General features: G+C 54.8%; 21 protein-coding genes. 15 read left to right on the plus strand and 6 right to left on the minus strand.

All coding sequences use genetic code 11. The features are described from left to right. Position 1: 1 nt before the first annotated feature. Genes AC812_RS02540 through AC812_RS02550 form a run of 3 tightly spaced genes read right to left on the minus strand, consistent with a single transcriptional unit; the run spans position 2 to position 1516 of the window. Positions 2-526, minus strand: coding sequence for a BREX protein BrxB domain-containing protein (locus tag AC812_RS02540; RefSeq protein ID WP_061914285.1), 525 nt, complete (start codon positions 524-526; stop codon positions 2-4). Between the two features lie 7 nt (positions 527-533). After that, the gene (locus AC812_RS02545; RefSeq protein ID WP_061914287.1) at positions 534-1295 is read right to left on the minus strand and encodes a BrxA family protein; all 762 of its coding nucleotides are present in this window, start codon (positions 1293-1295) and stop codon (positions 534-536) included. Then, a complete protein-coding gene (locus AC812_RS02550) occupies positions 1292-1516 on the minus strand; it encodes a helix-turn-helix domain-containing protein (RefSeq protein WP_061914289.1) in 225 nt (74 codons plus the stop codon). Before AC812_RS02550 ends, AC812_RS02545 begins: the two co-directional genes overlap by 4 nt. 388 nt (positions 1517-1904) lie before the next feature. On the opposite strand from AC812_RS02550, the gene AC812_RS02560 reads away from it, so the two are divergent. From AC812_RS02560 to AC812_RS02590, 7 genes are all read left to right on the plus strand, one after another. Then, a complete protein-coding gene (locus tag AC812_RS02560; protein ID WP_061914293.1) occupies positions 1905-2306 on the plus strand; it encodes a hypothetical protein in 402 nt (133 codons plus the stop codon). Between the two features lie 3 nt (positions 2307-2309). Next, positions 2310-2837, plus strand: a complete 528-nt coding sequence (locus tag AC812_RS02565) for a hypothetical protein (RefSeq protein ID WP_145962517.1) — start codon at positions 2310-2312, stop codon at positions 2835-2837. Next, the gene (locus AC812_RS02570) at positions 2837-3970 is read left to right on the plus strand and encodes a hypothetical protein (protein WP_061914297.1); all 1134 of its coding nucleotides are present in this window, start codon (positions 2837-2839) and stop codon (positions 3968-3970) included. The genes AC812_RS02565 and AC812_RS02570 overlap by 1 nt, the downstream gene beginning before the upstream one ends. Further along, positions 3952-4557, plus strand: a complete 606-nt coding sequence (locus tag AC812_RS02575) for a phosphatase PAP2 family protein (protein ID WP_145962518.1) — start codon at positions 3952-3954, stop codon at positions 4555-4557. Before AC812_RS02570 ends, AC812_RS02575 begins: the two co-directional genes overlap by 19 nt. Before the next feature lie 162 nt (positions 4558-4719). Continuing rightward, the gene (locus AC812_RS02580; RefSeq protein ID WP_061914301.1) at positions 4720-5199 is read left to right on the plus strand and encodes a single-stranded DNA-binding protein; all 480 of its coding nucleotides are present in this window, start codon (positions 4720-4722) and stop codon (positions 5197-5199) included. Then, positions 5186-5701: a hypothetical protein gene (locus AC812_RS02585; RefSeq protein ID WP_061914303.1), complete on the plus strand. Its 516-nt coding sequence runs from the start codon at positions 5186-5188 to the stop codon at positions 5699-5701. The genes AC812_RS02580 and AC812_RS02585 overlap by 14 nt, the downstream gene beginning before the upstream one ends. Before the next feature lie 14 nt (positions 5702-5715). Next, entirely contained in the window at positions 5716-6936 is a 1221-nt protein-coding gene (locus tag AC812_RS02590; RefSeq protein WP_157235383.1) for a hypothetical protein, read from the plus strand. 93 nt (positions 6937-7029) lie between these two features. On the opposite strand, the gene AC812_RS02595 is transcribed toward AC812_RS02590, so the two are convergent. Continuing rightward, complete coding sequence (locus AC812_RS02595; protein WP_061914307.1) at positions 7030-7848, minus strand: hypothetical protein; 819 nt, start codon at positions 7846-7848, stop codon at positions 7030-7032. 98 nt (positions 7849-7946) lie between these two features. Continuing rightward, positions 7947-8849, minus strand: a complete 903-nt coding sequence (locus tag AC812_RS02600) for a hypothetical protein (protein WP_061914309.1) — start codon at positions 8847-8849, stop codon at positions 7947-7949. Positions 8850-9340: 491 nt separating this feature from the next. Here AC812_RS02600 and AC812_RS02605 point away from each other — a divergent pair, with 491 nt between their 5' ends. Further along, positions 9341-9814 (plus strand): hypothetical protein, encoded by a 474-nt coding sequence (locus tag AC812_RS02605; protein ID WP_061914311.1) that lies wholly within the window; start codon positions 9341-9343, stop codon positions 9812-9814. Positions 9815-9978: 164 nt separating this feature from the next. On the opposite strand, the gene AC812_RS02610 is transcribed toward AC812_RS02605, so the two are convergent. Beyond that, positions 9979-11307, minus strand: coding sequence for an ISNCY family transposase (locus AC812_RS02610; protein ID WP_061914313.1), 1329 nt, complete (start codon positions 11305-11307; stop codon positions 9979-9981). A 292-nt stretch (positions 11308-11599) separates the two neighbouring features. Between AC812_RS02610 and AC812_RS02615 the strand changes: the two genes are divergently transcribed. The 7 genes from AC812_RS02615 to AC812_RS02645 all read left to right on the plus strand — a co-directional run bounded on the left by AC812_RS02615 (position 11600) and on the right by AC812_RS02645 (position 20546). Then, positions 11600-12196 carry a hypothetical protein gene (locus AC812_RS02615; RefSeq protein ID WP_114676088.1) on the plus strand — a complete coding sequence of 199 codons (597 nt, stop codon included), beginning with the start codon at positions 11600-11602 and terminating at the stop codon, positions 12194-12196. Beyond that, complete coding sequence (locus AC812_RS02620) at positions 12193-13551, plus strand: hypothetical protein (protein ID WP_061914317.1); 1359 nt, start codon at positions 12193-12195, stop codon at positions 13549-13551. Before AC812_RS02615 ends, AC812_RS02620 begins: the two co-directional genes overlap by 4 nt. Beyond that, complete coding sequence (locus AC812_RS02625) at positions 13548-14246, plus strand: hypothetical protein (protein WP_061914319.1); 699 nt, start codon at positions 13548-13550, stop codon at positions 14244-14246. The genes AC812_RS02620 and AC812_RS02625 overlap by 4 nt, the downstream gene beginning before the upstream one ends. A 244-nt stretch (positions 14247-14490) precedes the next feature. Next, positions 14491-14715, plus strand: a complete 225-nt coding sequence (locus AC812_RS02630) for a hypothetical protein (RefSeq protein WP_061914321.1) — start codon at positions 14491-14493, stop codon at positions 14713-14715. A gap of 130 nt (positions 14716-14845) precedes the next feature. Beyond that, entirely contained in the window at positions 14846-18298 is a 3453-nt protein-coding gene (locus AC812_RS02635; protein ID WP_061914323.1) for a serine-rich protein, read from the plus strand. Positions 18299-18325: 27 nt separating this feature from the next. Next, entirely contained in the window at positions 18326-19231 is a 906-nt protein-coding gene (gene cpaB, locus AC812_RS02640) for a Flp pilus assembly protein CpaB (protein ID WP_061914325.1), read from the plus strand. After that, positions 19209-20546 (plus strand): CpaE/TadZ family protein, encoded by a 1338-nt coding sequence (locus AC812_RS02645; protein ID WP_145962519.1) that lies wholly within the window; start codon positions 19209-19211, stop codon positions 20544-20546. The genes cpaB and AC812_RS02645 overlap by 23 nt, the downstream gene beginning before the upstream one ends. Positions 20547-20555 lie beyond the last annotated feature (9 nt).

Raw genomic sequence — 20555 nt, forward strand, 5'->3', positions numbered from 1 at the left:
CTTAGATCCTCGCTGCTCGGTAGTTGTATCCATCTTTCACCCCCAAAAAATGGAGGGCTGGTCCATTTTCGGTGCCTGGAAAGGGGATCACCAGGGTGTTGGTGATTTTTCCTTCGATGGCTTCCAGAAGGGCGGAATAACTGATCCAAGGGAATAAGGCTGCGGTATGTTTGCAGAGCAAAATAACATTTGGGTTACCTTTTGCCGCTTGCTGTATCTTGGCAACCGCTTCCCTCTGCACCAGGCTGGCGAGACTGCGCCGGGCATCGGGCGAGCCTTCTGCATCCAGTTTAAATGCCCTCTCCAATAAATTCCGCTCTTTCAGAGAGTCGAAAACCAGGGTTCGGAAATCCAATACGGCTATCTGGACCCCTTGCGCCTTCAATTCCTGAATGACTTCTTCGTAACCTGCTCGAAACGAAAGCTCTTCCTCGGGAGGGTAAATCACCAAAAGCGCGCCCCCTGCGTGGGCGCCGGTCAATAGTTGGGAGCGCAGTAGATTCAATTTATCATTGATCAGGCTCATATTCCCCCTACACCTTAGTCAACTCAAGGTAGATCACTCCACCTTGAGATTCGTAGCGAACATAACCTTGTTGGTCAAGTTCCTCGAGCGCTGCGATCACATCTCGCAAAGTAAGCCCCATAGCTGCAAACAATCCGTGCTCTGGCGCTTTCACTATCGGTTCGCCCCCTCCCAAAATCAATTGGATAGCAAACAGAATGACCTGAGGCGAAATATAGGGTCTGCGGATTTCTTTTTTGGCGGAGCCGCTGGCGTATCCGCAATCGCGAACCGCGCTCAAATAATGCCGCGCAATCCGTTTACGGGTGACTGGGTTCCAGGTTTTAATGACCGGATGCGCTTTCTCCATAAATTCCAACTCGCGCTCGATGTCGCTCGTCTCTCCTTCAAATATCGGACCGGACAGTTTCGGCGCTAACCATCGCTGGGATAGCTCATAAGTCAGAGCATCATTCCAAAGCAGTAATGTGAACGCCAGCAAGTTGGCTTGATCCGGATTTGCAACTCTACGGAAAGACGACACAAATAATGTATTCGCCTTGGGAGTGTCCTTGCGGAAGTAGCGCTCAGCCAATTTCCGGTACACTTCTTTGCGGCTGGAAATACTGGCTCGTCTGAGGATATTATCCTCCAAGATTAGCCGGTGGAGATCTTCACGGGCGTTCTCAGGGTTGATGTAGTCGATCACGCCGCGCAGCTCCTCCAGCATGGCTCCTTGCCGGCTGAGCAGAGCGGTAATTTTTATGGAGCGAGGTTCCGATGAGTTCATGAGCGTTTGAGTCCTTCTGCTTGAATAACCACATCTGCTTCGTCCAACCTTTGCCCGGCAATCCAGTTGATCAGAGTTGCACGGTGAAAACGCCAGTGCCGACCGACCTTCTGGCAAGGTATTTTGCCCTCCTGAGCTAGTTTGTATAGAGAGGAACGAGGAATGCGGAGATATTGACAAACTTCGTTGATGGTCATAATTTCAGGGAATTCCGTGGACATCGGTTACCTTCCCCAGAAAGGGAATAAAAACTCACGTATCAATATACTTGACATTGCTCATAATTGTCAATTAGTTCCAGGTATGATTCTTAATCGTACAGGTATTTCCAAGGAAAAGCAATATAAATGTGGACAACTTATTGTCGGTCTGGTTTTCTCCTCCCTGATTTAGGATTTTTGGATGATCATTCCATATAAACCCGCAAACCCTGACCCACAATACCTCTTGTTGGTCATCCCTGATAACGCCTCTTACCTCAATATTAAGAGAATTTAAGCCAAACATGACCGATTCCCCCCTTGCACTGGATGGAAATTCTGTGATATACTTTTGACCACAGTATACATAACACGCCATTAATATATCATGTAGTAGCAAGGAAAAACGATGACCGACACGCCGATCGATTTCGCAAAGAAACTGAACACGCTTTTTGAGACCAAAATCAAACCGGATGGAACCAAGTACACACAAGAGGAGGTGATCCAGGGAACCAAGGGTGTGCTAACCCGAGCCTATCTATGGAAACTGCGCACCGGGCGCGCTAAGAACCCCGGATTTAACGTCGTTCAGGCTTTAGCCGATTTCTTCGACATTGATATCAATTATTTTCGGGTTTCTGAAGACGAAGAGAAAGCGCTGCTCGAAAAAGCGCGACGAAACAAACTCGTGAGCGAGGTTGCATTACGGGCAAGCATGTTTAGCGAAGAAACCGTGCTGGCCATTATCAATATGATGGAATACATTGAAAAAAACCGTTCAGAGAAAGGCGAATCACAGGAGACTTGAGTGGTGAACCCCAGATTAAAATCCGAGAAAATTCTGGCAGATCTTCAATACAATTTTCAGGACTTCACGATTGACCATTTCATCAAGTGGATTGGGGAACTGAAGAGTCGCCGGATTTTATCTTACCCTCTCAATATGTCGGCTGGGTTGTTTGGCGCCTGGTTGACGGACGATGAGGAACCGAATGAGTATATTTTCTATCGCGCCGACGTCCCCCCAATGCATCAAATCCACATCCAGCTCCATGAGTTGGCGCATTTTCTATTAGGACACCCAACGCTGCATATCACCCGTGAGCTACTGGCCGCTGCGTTACGTGGGGAGGGGGAATTGCCATTTAATGAATTGGCCCGTTTGCGCTCGACCTTGAAACCGGAGGACTCGCGATCCATTCGCGAGGTCGAGTCGGAGATCCTGGCCTCTGTCATTCAGGAGCAGATCATCCGGCACTCACAACTTGATCAGCTAACCAGGGGCATCTCTTCCGATAAGAATATTGCTAATTATCTCAAGGATCTTGGGATGATTTGATGAACGCGGCGGTTGAGATTTCTCTGTGCATCCTGGCCTGGCTGGTCGCGCTGATCCGTCTGCCTTCCGTTTTGGAGAGCAACGCATGGAGATCGGATCGCATCGCTTTCCGCATTTGGATCGCCACGTTTTTCTTCGCCTTGACCATGACCTTCCTGGTGACGCCGATAGGCGATGCGATCAACCGCTTAACTGCGCCCAATTTTTCACGTCTGCTGGCCTACTGCTCGGTTGCTTTTACCCTGTATTTGACAACCTCATCCTCAATGGCCACATTTTCAACGCCCAAAAATGCGCGCCAACTTCGCTATCTCAAACCTTACCTGCTGTTTACCCTTGGGCTGTTGACTGTCATTTATGTGTTTTTCGTCTCCCACACGTCCCGCTGGGTGGAGGAGCCCACACCGGCAACGGCTGCGGAAATGGCTTTCAAGCTGACCCTGTTTTCGTATGCAACGATTTTGTGCATCCTGATGGCGTTAGCCTGCTACCGCTATCTGGAGCAGGAAATGGTGGCGGTTACGAAATACCGGATCATCGCCATCATCCTGACAGCTTCAGGTGGCGCGGCCTTCTTCTTTACCAAAACGATCCTCGCTCTCGGTTACCTCTGGACGCCGCTTGGCTCTCCCTCGATCCATACGATGTCCAAGGCTCTGATGACTGCCACTGCGATGTTGTGGGCTGGGTCGTTTTTGCACAACAATGTCTATACTCGTGCGCTCTCGATTTTCCGCGGGTTTCGATATTGGCTTGCCTATCAAGATCTTTCTTACCTGGTCAAATCCCTGGATCGTTACTGCCCCCCAGTGGCATTCATCGAAGAAAAGCCTTCTTTTGGCGGCTTCATGCGCAGATCTGAGTATTACCTGTACCGGGCAACGATCCGGATTTTCGATGGGAAAGCATTCATCGGTGATATTCTGAATAGAGAAAAAGGCAAGGAACTCCCCAAAGGGTGGACAGATCTTACCCTCGAAGAGGCAAATCAAATCTTCCAGGCGTTGAAAAATATCTACGCCGTGGGGGATTTTTGGGATATCGTCCGCAGTTTCAGGATCGCGAGTAGAAATTTAGCGCGCTCTCGGTCTTTTGGCGCTCAGGAGGCGTACGGTTGGCGACCACAGTCATGAACGCTGCAACCGCCGATAAGCTCGCCGAGGTTGTCTCTTACGTCTTTCACCCCCTCCTCGTCGTCATCCCCACCCTGGTGATCGCCATGGTGCGCCTGGGCAGCACCCTTGGGCAGGCGATTTTCTGGACGGTATTGTCGATCGTGAGCGTGAACGTGCCAATGGCAATATTGTTGTTCTGGGGTGTTCGCTCCGGCAAGTATTCCGACGCCAGTGTATCGATTCGTGAGCAGCGCACCAGCATCTACGCCGTCGGCGGCGCCTGCCTGGTGATTCTGCTGGCTGTGCTGATCATCGGCAAAGCTCCGGTGATTATCATAGCCTGCCTGATCTCAGCGGTGATTGCCACCGCGATCGGTTATTGGGTCAATCGCCACACCAAGCTCAGCCTGCACTCGGCAGCGATGGCGGGCTGCACTGCGGTGTTGCTGTGGACGGTTCCGCTGATCGGCGTGATCATGGCGGTATTTGCCCCGCTGGTCGGCTGGGCGCGCATTCGACTAAAGCATCACACCCCGGTTCAAATTCTGATTGGATGGATGGTGTCTATGATTTGTGTGTTTGTGGTCTTTCAACTGATGCTGTAATTCCGGCATGATCGCCGGATGAAATAAAAGGACGGCCGCTAACTGGTCAAGGTCGCCGGCCGTCCGGGTGAGCAGGTGTTCATGGCGTTTCCGCCACGGATCGCTGCCCGCTTTAATTATAACCGATTTGGTAGTGAAGCTCCTCTTCTCAGGAGGCGGTACATGGCAAGAAACAATCACGTCTGGGTCAAAGGCGACATCACCGGGGATATCTATTTCGATATCCTGAAGCTGGATGGCAAGGAGGTCCAATACCTGCGCATGTACCTGATGATCAAAGGCGTCAAGGGCGCCAACGGCGTCAAAGGTCTGCGGGTCTGTGTGTACGGACCGCTGGCTGAGCTGGTCTATGGTCATGTTCACAAAGGCAGCCGGATTGGGGTCATCGGTCATATCCAGCAGCGCAACCTGCGGGATGGAAAGATGGTGTTTGAGATTGTCGCCGTTGAAGTGGATTTTTTGCGCAATATCGAGTGGCAAACCGGAGAGCGAGTGCGACAGGACCTGGTGCAGCGCGGTTTGCTGCGCTCATCCCATCGGGATGAAGACAACGGCGGGGGTGGCGTCACAGACTACGCCGACCTCTCCGAGCACCTCAGCGTTGCCGTTCCGGAGGATTTGATCGAAGATGAACAAGCCTGAAGAGATCACGATTTCCATCTGGGTGCTCATCCTCCCTGCCCTGGCGATTCTGTTGGGGATTGGCTGGTTTGCCTCGCCGCGCGACGAGAACAACCGCCCGCTGTTGCTGCTACCAGATGTCAAAGCGGTAGAGGAATACCGGCGGCTGGCAAACCACTGGAGGGATGAGTTACGGCTGGTGGATGGTGAGATTGCCCTGATCCTGGCCAGCAATACATCCGATTTATTCAGCCGATCTCGCCAGGCGCAGAACACCCTGGAGCACAACCTGCGCATCATTCAGGAGATTGACCGTCATGACCCCCCGGCAACGCTGGTGGGTTTACAGGAAGAGCTCAAGCTGGTTTCGCAATCTTATCTGGAAGCCTCGCGCCTGGCGCTGCGCTGGCTCAGTTTGCCCGATCCCGCTAACCACGATCAGGCACAAAATAAGCTGGTCGAATCCCGAAACATGCTGAGCGACATGGAGGCGAGCCAATGGCTGGAGAAGAGATCACCATAGAGAACCTGCGCCAGTTGCTGTCGATCCAGACCGATCTGCGCGAGCAGGCTGAAACGCGCTGGCGCAAGGCTCAACGCGTGCTGGTATCGTTGTTGGAAACCTTTGCGCCAGAAGAAGTGGATCAGCGCCTGAAAAACGGACGCCCGCTCGACCACCTGCCGGTGGATGAGCTGGAGCAGTTGGTGCGCCAGCAGGTGGGCAACCGCCTGCACCAGGTACAGCGCTTATTGAACGACAGCCAAACCGCCCAGCGCCTTCAAAACCTGCGCGAGCAATTAGAAAAATTGATAGCCCAAAATGAGGAACTCCAGAAAGAGAACAAGCAGTTACAAGACCGGATTAACCGTCTGGACGCTAAGAAGATCGATATGCTAGACCAGCTCGCAGCGCTGCGCGCTGTATCTCAGGAGAAACAACAAATTATGGCAGAACAAAAATCGGGCATTTCTGACCAGAATGAAAGCGATCCGCCTGAGCCTGCCTGGATGGCGATCTGGCGGCAGGTAGAGACCTTCGAGCGCGACGCCAGCGTCCTGAAGATGATTGCCGAGACTGGCCTGGCGCGCCGCCCGGTGATCGAAGCCCAGGCAGCCGAACTGCTCGGCATCAAAAAAGCCGGCGGCAGCCTCCAGGCTTTGATGACCCGACTGGAGGATCTCCACCTGATCGAGAGATTCCGCCCGTGGACGACGGATGGCGCCGGCACCGGCGGCAAATTTCCGGACCTGGTGCGCCTGACCGATCAGGGTCGCCTGGCGTACTGGCTGCTGACTAACCAACAGCCGCAGGTGAACGAATATGATCTATTGCTCGAACGCCATGTTTCGCCGGAGCACACCCTGCTCAACCTGCAGGCTGCCGATGTGCTGCGCGAGGCTGGTTACCAGGTGGACCTGACCCCGCCGGAGATAACGTTGCCGGATGGCGGCTTGTTCCGCCCCGACCTGGTGATCGTTGATGACCAGGGAGTGACCCATTTCGTGGAAGTGGAGCGCGACGTGGATAAAAACCTCGAGCAGCGCCAGGCGAAGTGGCGCAATTTCTACCAGGCCAGCGGGGGGAGGATGTTTGTGGTGTGCGACAACCGGTCGTGTATGAGGAATATCCGCAGCGAGATTAATTACTGCCTGGGGAATAGACCGCTTGTTGTTTCACTGACCAATCTGGCGGATTTGCAAACGGGGAAACGAGGAGAGGAAGATGGTATATGGCTAGAAACGCGAAATCGGGGGTAGTGTTTTATTGTCACAGAACAATGGGTTATCTACCGGTCTGTGGTTCAGCCGCACGCGGAGCGGATCGGCTGGATGCACGGGTTAGCCCGCACCCTACTTTTCGGGAATGCGCCGGACAATAGTGCCTTTCAGAATGTCTTCAAATGAGAGTTTGCCTGTGGGTCCAAACTGAAGTACCAAAGCAAACTCGCGATTGCGGTACGTTTTGTCTAACTCTTGCCAATGGTCAATCAAATACTGGATTGCACCCATTGTTCCAATTACGCCAAGGCCAGCCCCAATAATAATTGTGGTATCGTTGCGTGTCTGGTCAATTACCCGTTCAAGTATTGCTATATCGTGTTGATTACTGGCTGGCCGTATAACTTCGCCCTTATCCTTTCCCTTCATTACTTGGATAGCTGTTCCGTTATGAGATATTTGCAACTGGACAAGGTTATGAATGACACAGTAGTTCGTAACTACATTGTAGCCCTGACTGCCCGCAGTGATTATTGAACGAGTCGAAAAATTTATTTCACTTTCTTCCATTGGGCTTGCATTGACGCTTACAGTCAAGGGGCGGAAGAAAGCGTATTTCTCCTGTAGAGATTTTCTGACGACAGGTGGAATGTACTCGAATGCGTCGACCGTCAAGGCTTTTGCAAGTCGCGCACTGATGCTGAGTTCCTCGGTTGGGATAGTAATTCCTTGATACGAGCGCGGTAGTCCATCAAAGCCGACAGCACAACCACGCGGGATAAGGAGACTGGAAAGATAAACGACTGATTGTCTCGCTTTTTTGTCAGCTCCGAGAAAGTTGAACAGTTTGCGTTGTCTACTGAGGCTGAAAATAATGAAGCCGACGAAAGCAACGATAAACCCAATAACATATGGAGCGATTGTAAGGGTTATATCCCCGATAGATGGCATAAAGACCAGACCTTTCTGAAGACTACGATTGCAGCGAGCAGGCTAACGATTTACGCTCGAGCCGCAGCGCTGAAGTCGCTGTCGGCTCAAAGCGCGGGTTAGCCGCTGTGCTCTTTAACTGGAGCCTTATCGTTGGAGCGCTGAGCCTCATAAAGCCAAAAATTCACTGGGAACCGCGGGTCATATGTTTTGAACCCACGCGATGATGTCAGCCCTACGCGAAGCCTGTGATTCTTGCAACGCTCATTGAGGTATTTGATAACACAAAATCTTTCGCGCTCGCTGTTACTAAGGCTAACATTTGTGTTTGAGCCGAATTCAAAGGTTAATTGCCCCTGCTCAGTAGGTAACCAAGACATATATCTTGAGTGTGTTAAGTACGAATACGCTCCGATACCTGCAAAAAGATCCGCCACTTGGCAAATGGGCTCTTTTGCTGATACGACTTCGCGAATTTGCAAAATCTGAAATTCATGTAAGAGGCGAATACTAAAGGGTTGTTGACCAAATAGATCGGTGTTTATGCTTATCGTAAGGCCTGCACTATCTAGATAATCCTGAACACTTGCCCAATCTAGGGCTGAATTCTGATCAGGGAAAAGATACCACCTGCTTTCAGAAGGCCATCTATGCTGCAATACATTCTTGAAGAGATGGTAGTACATTCTCTCAATGTTCGCTATGTCATCTCTGCCGCGGATCTGGTGACGGCTATCTTGCGTATCCCATATCAACACATCTATCCGTAGATGATTGCAGACAGCCAACCTTATAGCAACATCAATGATTTTGAAGGCAGCAAAACGCTCGCGTGCTTGTCGAAGTTTAGCCCATTTGAATTCTCTTATTTCTGAACTTTCGATGCATTCGCGAAATGTTTGTTTGATCTTGTCATGATTTTCAGCCGCAAAGGTAACAACTGCGATACTACGATACCGTTCTTTGGTGTAGTAGGATTCGTCAGCATACGCTATGTGTGTGGCAACTATGTCAATGTTCATTATCATAATCTGGTTGGCATCGGTGGAAGGCGGCTAACAAATTAATAATTGATGTGGCGGTCAGTGCCAATGCCGAAGCCCAAATCAACTTGCCGCCACATCAATCCGAGTTGAGCTAAGCCGTTTTATACAACACCTCCAGCTATTAGAGGATTTAAAGCACACTGTCAAGTCAGCTCCGCGGTCAAACTGGTGATTATGAATGAATTTTAACCAAAAAACCATTCGGCGCAAGCAGGAAACCGGGCAAAAGAGCCGTTTGAAAGAATTTGGCTTTGATTGAAGTCTCTGAAGCTTGGGAGCAGGACGGATAGGTCATTTTTGTCTGAATCATGGTTGGTTCAAACCCCCTGGTATAAACCCGGAACACACCTGGTTTAAACCGGGGTAACGGCTTAAGGAGGGTTTGAACCAGTCTGGTAATTTTAACCGTGTTAAATTGGACAAAAATTATTGAGAATTGGTTGTAGAATTGATTTTTAGAGTTATCGATGATCCGCTCGTTGTTTTCCGCCCTTGGAATCTTGATCCGCCTGCTCCTGGCGCTCGTCCTGATCGCCGGATTAGTTCTCGTCGCCTTCGTGGCGTACCGAGGCTCTCAGCCCATGCAGCTTGCCAGCGCGAACGGGATGACCTACTGGCAGTTCATGCGCGACCGGATCGGCGCCATCCGTGAGTTGCCGGTAAAATGCCAGCAGATGCACTTCACCAGCTTTGCGATCGCAGTGCCGCTTTACCCGGCTTTGTACACCTACATCGGCATCTACCCGGAGAGTTATCTCGCCGGGCACACCCAGCCCGATCCGTCGATCCCCAGGGATATCGGCTGGACCGACGCGCCAGATACCTGGTGGCGGCTGGTGGAGGACGTCTCCTGGGAAGCCTGGGTCACCCAGCACCTGCCCACGGTCATGCCCGAGTGCAACCTGAAACCGCCATCCCTGCCTGGTGTTAGCAAACCTTAACCAAAACAAGGGTGTCATTGTTCAGGGAAAATGACACCCTAAGTGGTAAGGGAAAATGTCACCTTGACCAATGGGTGAGTGTAAGTATAATCTACAGCACCCCAAAAGAAAGGCGAGAAGATCAGGAGTAATCCGGTCAGCTCGTCTTTTTTCATGGTAGTTTGTCATCCCAATTTATTGCCTTTCAACGATTTGCCATACTGCTTCCAAGGGTGGTCAGCAGGGGGTTTCCAGGGTTGTCTGGGTTGTTTGGGCAGGGTAGTGGCTTGTGGCATATCAGGTGGTGGTGCGAGGGTAGCTGGGTGAAATTGACCGACCCGAGGGGGAGCGGAGGTGGCAGGCTGAAAGGTGATTAGGTGCTGTCCCTGGTAGAAAACGGCCAGACTGCCATCCATGGCGTGGTGCAGCTCGACCCTGGCTTTAGCGTAGCTCTTGCGGTGGGGTCCGGGCGGGATCTGGAGGCGATACTTGTTGAAAGGGATGGTATTATCGTTAGTCACGGTGCGGGGGTACTTGAAGCAGAAGTAGTCGGCTGGATCACGATCGGGTGGCCAGGGCAGATAAGCCGAGCCCGGTTGAGCTGCTTCGATCTGAAAGCGGGCATTGAACTTGGGCAGGTAAGCTGCCAGGACCCGGTTGGCACTCTCCAGGTCGTTAGCTCCCGCCTTGCGTAATTCCTTGACCAGCCGATCCTGGAGGGTGCCCCACAGGCGTTCGACACGCCCTTTGGCCTGTGGGCTGCGGGCAGCGATCAATTGGATGCCCAATTCGTCCACCAAGCGCCCAAACTGGGTGCGCGGCAGCCCGCCGTACAGCTCTTGCTCGATGCTTGGCTGGCTAGGGCTCTGAAAGATGGTATGCTGATCGGCGTAGATCGACTGGGGAATCCCTTTGCTTCTGCAAACCTGCTCCAGCACCAGGAAGTAGCCAGCCGCATCTTCTTCTTCCCGAAAGACTGCCCAGGGCACTTCGTTGTCGGCATCATCGATCATGGCCACCAGGGTTAACCACGGACCACGCCCTTCCAACCAATCGTGGCGACTGCCGTCAGTTTGCAGCATCATCCCCGCCTGCGGGTAGCGCTCTCGGCGACTGCGATACTCGGGAGCTCGCCGCTTCCGGGGGCTGCCTTGCCCAGCTGCCCGTCGGATGCGCCGCAACGTTGAGCGCGATACCACGATCGGCTCGGCCTGTTCAGCCAGCTCTTCGGTGAAGTGGCAGTCGTTGTAGTCCCGGTAGGTCTCCTTTGCCAACCGGAGGATCTCCTGCCTCATCACCTCTGAGATGCGGTTGGCAGGGCTTCTGCCACGGTTCCCGTGCTCCAGGGCAGCTATCCCTCGCTGACGATATGCTGCCACTAACCGGCGAAACTGCCGCTTTGAGATGCCAAGCACTTCGGCTGCCTGTTGGGCTCGTATTTTTCCGGCTTCATAGTCGATCACCATCTTCAATTTGTGCTGTTCTTTCATCGTCAATGTCACCTTGTTTTCCATGGGGTGACATTTTCCCTGAACAGTCAAGGAGTGTCAATATCGCTGAACAACAACACTTAACCAAAACAAGGGTTGACAAAATCGCGAAATCGTGTAAACTAATAATCACAACCAAATAGGCCAGTTTTCGAAACGTTTGCCCTTCTGCCCTCGTGCGGGATGGCAAAGCCAGAACGACTGAAGCAGTTCGTCTGGTCATCGTTGGTCGACCAATGCGCCACACGTGGCATTCGCTTGGGAGCGGATGCAGCGGTGGCGTTTTTTGTTTCCTGGTAAAACTGGAGGTGTCATCGTGAGCGAAATCGTCATTCCAAAGCGCTATATTATCCTCAGCCTGGTTTTGATCGGTCTGGTCGCAGCGGCGATCTGGTTCGCGCCGCAGCTCTACGGCGGCTCACTGGCGCAGGCTGGCGAGTCTGTCACAACTGTTTCTCCATCGGTTGATCCATCGGAAGCCGAGGATGCCGCTGCCAGAGATGCTGCCCTTGCCGGCACCAAAGCCTTTTACACCGTGGACTACACAACCGGTCAACAGCACTGGCTGGACCAACTCTGCTCGGTGAGCACCCAAACCGGTTGTATCGTCTACCAGAACGTCATCGTCCCCAACTTGTGGAGCCAGCTGGAAGAGGGAAAGACCGTCACCACCGTGGAAGTCTCCGCCCAGCAGAAAGTCCAGGAGCAGGTTGCCAGCACCCGCGATCATGCCCCCATGCAGGTCTGGCGCTTGAATATTCAACTCTCGTCCCCCTGGCCGATGCAGAAAGAACCGATCACGGATTTTCCCGCCCTGGTTCTGGTGATCAAAGAAAATGGATCCTGGAAGTTCGAGCGCTTCCTGACCGATGAAGAGCTCCAGGCATTTTCGACAGACGGAGGCCAGCCGTGAAGACCATCCGTTTTCTCCTCCTGATTTCTTTCCTTGCCGCTCTGGTTGTGCCTACTCAGGCTGCCCAGGCGGATGAAGGCGACTCACCCTGGGGTGATTTCCTCAACCCGGATGGCTCGATTGCCTGGGACCAATTGACCGACCTCGGGACGGTATCCGAGCCGGCGGATTGGATGGATATCACGCTGCCAGGCGGTCTGGTGATCGATCTGGACGCCACTTATCATCGCTACCAGACCCCCACTGGCAATATCGTCGTGCTGCCCTCGCCTGCCACGCTCTTCTTCATGGCTTTGCATCCGGTGGAGAGCGGCTTGACGGACGCCGAAAGCATGCTGGGTAATGGCGCTTCGATCCTGGCGATGCTGGTTGGGCCATCCATGACATCGGATCAGCTCGCCCAACTGGTCTCGCAGGGTTATACCGATCCGGCGGAATTCTTCCAGGCGGTGATCGACGGTCGGGAGGACATCTGGTCGATTATCAACCGCAATTTCTTTTTCGAAATCATGATCATGTCCTTCGATAGCGGTTTTCTCGTCAACGCCTTATTGCTCTACCTGAACGGCGTTGCCGATTGCGAAAGCATTCCCGGCGGCTGCGCCGGTTTGCTGGCAGATTGCTCGGATGGCAATTGCCTGCCCGAGACGCCCATCTGCCCCGCGCCAACCATCACCCAGGCGCCTGTCACCCTGACGATCCACAAGGTTGCTCCGGAAAACCCATTGGTGGTCGGCCAGGATCCAGAAAAACGCGGCGCAGACATCCAGGCTCAGGCGAGTATTCCTCCTGTCATCTTCACCTGGTACGAGCAAATCCATGATCCACCCACCTGTGAGTCCACCAGTTCCGGCAACGGCGGGGGTTGCCCCGGTCCTGGGAGCCGCTATGAGGACAACTGGGACCCGTCGATGGAGAACAATCCCGGTTATGAGGTTGTCGATGGCGAGATCCACTGCATCGAGCACGTGGAAATCTTGCCCGAGGCAATAACCGAGGTTCAGGCCAATGCCCAGCTCAGCCCAGAAAGCCGCTACTGGATTTTGAACGACCTGACCAGCAAGTATTACGAAGCCTACATCCACCAGCCGCGCTTCAACCTGGTTCCGGAGATGGCTCAGATGAGCAGCAGCTGCGGCGGGGATGGCGTCTGCACAGCCGAAACCCAGGTGCTCAATGTGCCCTTTGCCGATCCAGGCACTTTCAACCTGAGAATGTGGGTGTACACCGCTGGAACGTTCTTCAACTGGAACGGTGTGTCCATTCCCATCACACAGCCCAGGGTGCTCTTTACTGAGGACGCCATGCAGGTTTACGTCACCCTGGTCACGTTGCTTCCGGCAGGCGCTCCATGAACGAGCTGGACCGCATTAGTTTATTGCTGACCGATCTGCCGGTGTATTTGGCTAACGGCGTACTGGTCATCCTGTATTGGCTGGCTGCCCATATGCCTGCCCTGACCAGCCTGCTATGCGCCTTGCTGATGGCATGGCTGCCTGATGCTGAAATCCAGCAGCGCGCCGGTTTTCGCCCGCGTCGCAGCGAGCGCGGTTCCTCCGGTGACTCGGGTGGGAAGATGCCGCGCACTGCCCAGGTGATGACGGGCATGGTGCTGGCAGCCTGGATCATCGCCCAGTGGGATATGGGAGCGCCGGTGCCCTGGATTGGCGCAGCCATGTGGGTGGCAGGATTGGCAGCCATTTTAGCCTTATCCGCCCAGCGTTTCAACCTGTTGTGGTACGTCAAGGCTGGCATCGCCATGTATGCTCTGGCGGTCATCGGCAGCCGCATTTACCTGGGATACACCGCCGGCCTGACCCCGGAGCAGTGGGCGGCACTGATCGGTTCTTCCGAGAGCGCCGCGGTGGTGATTGCCAACACTCGCAGCAACGTGACCACCATTCTGCTTTGGGCATTATGGCTTATCGTGCCTCTCGGTTATTTTTCGATGTTGGTTCAACAGATCTTTATCAATCCAATGTCCATGGTCAACCCACTGGCCGGCGCGCAGGATATGCTGCGCGCCTTGCGAGTACGGGATTCGCGTTGACAGTAGGGGCGGGTCTGCTCATGGCAATCTCGTCACCACATCTACAGGTAGACCCGCCCTTACCTGCAGAGCGCCACATGCCAGGAACGGAGATCCTAATCCCTCATAAACCATTTCCGCTCCCAGGATGTGTTGCTCTGCGCGGCCTTCGGGCTGTCAAAGGCAACACCAACGTCGGCCAGGAAGTCGAACGTTGGAAACCAATCCCCACACGTTGGCTTTTTGTACTTACATGGAGGATTTTATGGACCCTTACACGATTGGAAGACTGGCTCTACCGGTGGTGATCGGCATCATGGCTGTGGCTGCTATTCTGGCACTGGCGATGGGCATTTTCACGGCTGTGAAGACCATGACCAGCGTTCAGCGTTTCTTCCAGCATATGGAAGAGACACGGCGGCCTGCGGTCACGATCAACTTCTTCGGCGGCAGACGAACTTCCAAACCTCCCATGCGGGCAAAGGAATGAGCAATAACTGGACACGATCAGGCGTGGCATGGGTACGCCTGAACTTCCTCCAGATTGGATTGTGGCTTGATATCTGTGGGTGTTCACCCCCAGATGTGAACCCATAATCCAAAGATTGCCAGCTAAGGACATGAACGATCGATCATTTCTCCACTCTATCAAGAAAGTCAGCGACTGGCTGCCAAACTGGTCCAGTTGGCTTCATCCGCCTCGCAACGGTACGCCAGCAATTCCCGCTGACCTGCAGGTGGAAAAATCCGGTGTGTGCTTTATCGATGGGCAAGACGAGTTGGACTATCTCTGGTACCGGCTGCGAGAGATCGAGGGTGGGCGAGAGTATGCCGGTTTTCGGGTTGTTCGCCTGTTGCAGTTGAGTTTCTTGCCCCTGGAAGCCCGCTCTGACCCTGGGCTGCTGCAGAAGATGCGCACCGTCTTGCGCGGATTGTACGGGTCACAGGTTAGTTTTCTTTATCTGGCAGCCGGCATCTTCAACCACCAACAGGCTCCGGTTGGGATTATCCAGTGCTACGGCGTCTCGGCTTTTGCCGAAACCCTGGATGAAGCTTGCGCCCGGTCAAAGCGCAGCCTGGCGGCGCTGAAAGCCGCTATGAGCGGTACTTATCGCCAGATCCGCCTCGACCCCTTGAATGTCCGCCTGGCTGAATGGATTTTCCTGAGTTTCAACGATATGAAACACGTGCTGGTCACCGTCGGCCACACAGATCCGCGTGAGAACGCTCGCGGTGGAGGAAGCGGGTTGCTGCATAACCCCCTTACCGATGCCGGTCCGACCGCCCAGCAATATACCCTGCAGCAAAACGAAATCCTGTTTCGCGGCATGAGCGATCTGAAAGAAGAATTCCTGTTCCTGGTGCTCACCTCGCCGGTGCAGCTGGCGGATATCACCGAGATGCTCACCGGCCTGGCAGAGAACACATCCACATGGGCTGCCTGGCAAAGCGGCGTGCGCGGCGTTTCATTTGGCGTCAGCCTGCCAGCGTTGCTCTCTGGATTGATGGCGCAGTCAGCCACCCAGGGATACAGCACCAGCCAGGGCGAAGCTCACAGTGAGGGCCAGGCGCACACCGACAGCCAGGCGCATACCGAAGGTCAGGCTCACACCCAGGGTTTTGCCGAGACGCAAGGCTGGTCGCATGTCGAAACAGACGCAGAGTCGCATTCATTTGGTATCGCCCATTCTCAGGGACAATCGCACACCGAAGGCCGGGCCGTCACCGAAGGGACGGCAGTTACGGAGAGCAGCGGTCACGTCAGCAGCCGCGGTTCCGGCAGCAGCCATGTGGACAGCTTCAACTGGGGGTTGCGCGGCGGCATCCAACCAGCCGGGGTAGGCATCGGCGGCAATGTCGGCTGGGGGTCGGCGGATGGCGTCTCCAGTATGGTTTCAGAGAGCGACATGCAAGGCCATTCTGAGACAGAGAGCCATGCTGAAACGGAAAGCCAGGCGGATACCGTCAGCCAGGGTACCGTGGTCAGTGAAGTCTTGACGATCACCCATGCAGAGTCGAACGGTGTCTTTGGCAGCCACACACGTTCCCAGTCGGACACGGTCAGCCAGGCGGATACCGCCGGGCAAGCCGATACCAAAAGCTCAGCCGACAGCCAGATGCAATCCCAAACTGCAGGTCAAGCGCTGGGCAGAGGGGTATCGGCTGGACTGACGGTGGGTATTGCCCCGTCTCTCTCTGCCTCGAACAGCTATCAATGGCAGTTCGATCCGGCTATCCTGGTGACCCAGATCTTGCGCCAGCAGCAAAATTTACTGAATCTGGCCAGCAAAGAAGGGGCGTACTACACCGATGTCTACGCCATGGCGCGCACCGAGCAGGGTAAGCAGGCTTTGATGGGCTTGATTCCTGAATCATTTCACGGGACGGAAGATGTGATTACCGGTGTGCAGACACGGGATTTAACCCTCGAAGAGAGCGATTACATCAGTCTGCATGCTCGTGCATTTACCCCATCGACCCGGGTTGAGACGATCCCGGAAGTGCTCAGTGGTTACATGGACTCCACCCTGCTGACCATGTTGCAATTGGCGGCCTACACCGCTCCCGGGATGTTCGAGCAGGGCACTGCGCTGACGGTCCAAGAATCCACGCCTGATTTTGCCTTCCGCCCGGGTATGGCTGGCGATGTGATCATCGGCTGGCAGTGGAGCAGCGAGACCGGGCAGTTGACCCACACGCCGCTGCGCCTGAGTTTTGACCGCCACTTCCATACCGCTTTCTGCGGGGATACCGGCTTTGGCAAGAGCGTCGCCGCTGAAAGGCTCGCCTATGAAACCACGCGTCAATGGCACTTCCGCAGCGTGGTGCTGGATTTTGGTCAGGGCTGGCGGCGGGCTTTGAACTGGTCCGGGCTGGATGGACGCGTAGATATCCGCCAGCTCTATCCTGGCGCGCCGCGTCCACTGCGCTGGAACATATTGAAAGTCCCGCGGCGCCTGTACCCAGGGCGCTACCGCACGCTGGTCAGCGAGCTTTTCGCCAACGCCGGGCGTATGGGACCCCGTCAGCTAGGCTTCCTGCGCCGCGCTCTCACCCAGGTCTACACCAATTTGGGCATCCTGACCACCGACCCAGAAGTGATCAACCACCAGACCTGGGGGCATTTACAGGACAGCGTGGAAGTGGCTGTCATCCAGGAGTGGCGTGACCACAACCGAATCTCAGGATCGGTTTCTGTCGGGCACTCCATCTCTGATTTGCACCCAGGGGAGTTGCAGAACCTGGCAGTCTGGCGCAGCCAGCGAGCCGACGTGCGCATGTGGGTGGAACGACTGAAGAACTTCTACGCTATGCTGCCCAAGGGTGACCAGGCCAGCCGAGCCAGTTTGGAAGGCGTCTTGCTGCGTGTGGAGCAGTTCGCCGAAGGGCAGATGGCCTGGCAGTACGGTGCCGGTGCAGAAAGCGTTCCGGTAGAAGATTTGGGATTGCTGGGACCGGCAGAGGATCCCTGGGGATTGTTGATCGTTGAGGGCGGCGCGGAGATGGATGAATACCCCAAGGCTGCGTTGTTGGCGTTGCTCTCCAGCGTACTGTATTTCGATAGTGTCGTCCGCCGGCGAGAAAGCCTGGCTGGAGCGAAATTTCCACCCATGCAGATCTTCTTCGAGGAAGCCAACAAAGTCCTGACCGGCGTGAGCGGTGCAGCCGCAGATCAGAACGTTTCCGCCGGCAGTGCTGAGCAAGTCAGCGAAGTATTCCAGACTTTCTGGAGAGATGGCCGTAAATACCAGATCTTCCTGCATTTAATCGCCCAGACGGTCAGCGCCTTGCCTGCAGGTATTTTATCTTCCTGCAACAATGGCTTTTTCTTCCAGACCAAATTTCCCCACGACCGAGACTTGATCATGGCGCACATCGGGCGCAGCGAGAAGGGCGTGGTCAACACTGAATACAAGCGCTACCTGGCGCGCATCCCAAAGCGCATGTCCATCGCAAAGCTGGGTTACAGCGAGGATGTGGCCGAGTTGGAGCCGATGCTGGTGAGTCCGTTGATGGTGCCTGGCAGCGAGCCATCCGACCAGGAAATCCTGGCGAGGCTCGGGCCTTATTAGACAAATATCCACAAGGAGGTTTCTCAAATGGAAAAACGACGTTCCCCCTGGATTGCAATCATTTTAGCCGTGGTCATCGGCTTGATGGTGATCGTGCTTCTCAACGGCGTGATCCGGCCGACTACTGTCGTGGTGGCCAGGGTAGCCATTGCCCCCGGAACCCGCCTGACGGCAGATCTGCTCGAGCTGCGCACCATCCCGGCGCAAGCCCGGCCGAGAGACGCCTTCGAGAGAATCGAAGACCTGCAGGATAAGGTGCTTGCAGTGGGTCGTGCACCAGGTGACTACATCGTCGCCTCCGCCCTGGGCGAAACCGCCCAGGCTGGCATCCCGGCTAACTTGCCAGCCGATCACCTGGCTGTGGCGGTAAAGGTGGATCTGGCTACCGGGATCGCCGGTCTGCTGCGGGAAGGTCAGACGGTTACCTTGATTGGAATGCTCTCCCCGGATGTACTGCAGAGCGTCGTATCTGCCCCGATACCGGTTAACTCATCTTTCCTGGCGCAGCCAACTTCAGAAGCAGTCGTTGCCGGGTTGCCCACCCCAACCCCCACGCCTACCCCGACTCCTGCCCCACCCATGGCTCCGTTGGCGCGCATTGCGATCAGCGGCTTGAAAGTGCTGATGGTGCCGCAATCGTTCCGCTATGAGGAGTTGCCTGGCGGTTCCACCCAGGAGCAGCTATTCGCCAGCGCCCGCACCGTATCAGCAGCCCAGGAAGGCAACGTGATCGTCCTGGATGTCCCCGCTACCCCAATCGAGATCGTACCCGGATTGCCGGTCAACCCCACCACGCTGATCGTCGCCTTGAGCAAGTACGGCAGCCTGTACCTGACCCTGGAGTCAGCCGAAGGTTTTCAGGCGCCCGACATCCTGACCCTCAACCTGGCAGATCTGTACGATGCCATGAATGAAGATCGTGGAGGCAAGTAAAGTCATGGACAAAATGCCGATTGCCGAGCAAAAGGTGACCGTGATGCTGGCTGGACCGGGACATGAGACGGTCTTTTACCAGATGCAGCCGCCATTTCTCTCGGACACACGTTTCGTGATCAGCACACACGCCACGCAGTGGAGCAACTTTGAGCAAAGCCTGAGCCAGATGCGCCCCGACCTGGTTGTGGTGCAGGTAGAAGTTGCACCGGGTCCCGATGCGCTGATCCAGGTGCTGGCGGAAATACAGGTGTGGCGCGGCGTTGCCATTCTGATCTTGCCGCCCGCAATCCGAGAGTTGCGAGCGCAGTTCGAGAATGCTGCCATTGTTCGTGGGGTCTACATTGCCCCTGTAAATTGGGGTGAGATCGCCCAAGCCGGTTACGCAGCTGTGATCACCGAGCGCGCCAAAGCCGCCGCCACCGCGCCGATGCAGCAGGCCTATCTGTCGCGCTCAGCTGGTGCAATCATTGGCACGCGTGTTGTCGCGTTTGTCTCAGCTACCGGCGGAACGGGTCGTTCAACCATCGCCGAAAGCCTGGCTTATGAATTGAGCGTGCGCATGAATGTACGTTCTTTGCTGATGTCTTTTGATTTACCCCCAACCGCTGCCCCGCACTTCAAAATGCGCTACGTCCCCAGCGCCATGGAGTATTTTGCCCGCCCAGGAGATGGCTTTGGGGCGTCGATCCAATCTCGCGAGGGGATGGACGTGCTCCTGGCTCCTGAGAACTCGGTCGATTATCAGAAGGCGGCTGAATACTCGATCTCTCACAAGTCAGAAGCCGACAGCATCTACTCCCTGGTGATGGCCTCCTGGACGCGTAATTATGCCGCGGTGCTGCTCGACCTTCCAGCAGGCGAACAACCCTGGAGCATGCAGGGGATAGCAGCTGCCAACACCGCCGTAATTGTCACCCGCTGCACTTTAGCGGATATGGTCGCTGCCCGCCACACACTGATCTTGCTTCTGGAGCGCCTGATTGGCGAGCACCGCATCCCACGCGAATCAATCTGCCTGGTGCTCAACCAGGTTACGGATAACTCGATGATCTCGGTACGAGGTTTTTATGATGAGTTGGTGAATGGTTACGGCTGGGCGCCTCCGGTGGTGGCTGTGATTCCCTACACCCCGGCGATCATCCACGCGCAGGACCAGCAAGTGCCGGCGGTCACACGCGTCGAGGAACTGGCTAAAGGCATCCATAACCTGGCAGATTTCCTTTTCCCCGGCGCAGTCACATCGATCCTGGATAACCGCAATGGGCGTGGTCATAAAAGCAAGCTGCGCATCCCTCGTTTCCGGTTCACATAATCCACTGAG

Origin of the sequence: Bellilinea caldifistulae, assembly GCF_001306055.1 — a bacterium.
In the GTDB taxonomy this organism is placed as follows: domain Bacteria; phylum Chloroflexota; class Anaerolineae; order Anaerolineales; family Anaerolineaceae; genus Bellilinea; species Bellilinea caldifistulae.

Bases quoted from the DNA above. Each gene is read 5' to 3' on its own strand.
- AC812_RS02570 (WP_061914297.1), top strand. From the start codon at position 2,837: ATGAACGCGGCGGTTGAGATTTCTCTGTGCATCCTGGCCTGGCTGGTC.
- AC812_RS02630 (WP_061914321.1), top strand. From the start codon at position 14,491: ATGGACCCTTACACGATTGGAAGACTGGCTCTACCGGTGGTGATCGGC.
- AC812_RS02540 (WP_061914285.1), bottom strand. From the start codon at position 526: ATGAGCCTGATCAATGATAAATTGAATCTACTGCGCTCCCAACTATTG.
- AC812_RS02610 (WP_061914313.1), bottom strand. From the start codon at position 11,307: ATGGAAAACAAGGTGACATTGACGATGAAAGAACAGCACAAATTGAAG.
- AC812_RS02600 (WP_061914309.1), bottom strand. From the start codon at position 8,849: ATGAACATTGACATAGTTGCCACACACATAGCGTATGCTGACGAATCC.
- AC812_RS02595 (WP_061914307.1), bottom strand. From the start codon at position 7,848: ATGCCATCTATCGGGGATATAACCCTTACAATCGCTCCATATGTTATT.
- AC812_RS02635 (WP_061914323.1), top strand. From the start codon at position 14,846: ATGAACGATCGATCATTTCTCCACTCTATCAAGAAAGTCAGCGACTGG.
- AC812_RS02550 (WP_061914289.1), bottom strand. From the start codon at position 1,516: ATGTCCACGGAATTCCCTGAAATTATGACCATCAACGAAGTTTGTCAA.
- AC812_RS02585 (WP_061914303.1), top strand. From the start codon at position 5,186: ATGAACAAGCCTGAAGAGATCACGATTTCCATCTGGGTGCTCATCCTC.
- AC812_RS02545 (WP_061914287.1), bottom strand. From the start codon at position 1,295: ATGAACTCATCGGAACCTCGCTCCATAAAAATTACCGCTCTGCTCAGC.
- AC812_RS02580 (WP_061914301.1), top strand. From the start codon at position 4,720: ATGGCAAGAAACAATCACGTCTGGGTCAAAGGCGACATCACCGGGGAT.
- AC812_RS02645 (WP_145962519.1), top strand. From the start codon at position 19,209: ATGAAGATCGTGGAGGCAAGTAAAGTCATGGACAAAATGCCGATTGCC.
- cpaB (WP_061914325.1), top strand. From the start codon at position 18,326: ATGGAAAAACGACGTTCCCCCTGGATTGCAATCATTTTAGCCGTGGTC.
- AC812_RS02625 (WP_061914319.1), top strand. From the start codon at position 13,548: ATGAACGAGCTGGACCGCATTAGTTTATTGCTGACCGATCTGCCGGTG.
- AC812_RS02560 (WP_061914293.1), top strand. From the start codon at position 1,905: ATGACCGACACGCCGATCGATTTCGCAAAGAAACTGAACACGCTTTTT.
- AC812_RS02605 (WP_061914311.1), top strand. From the start codon at position 9,341: ATGATCCGCTCGTTGTTTTCCGCCCTTGGAATCTTGATCCGCCTGCTC.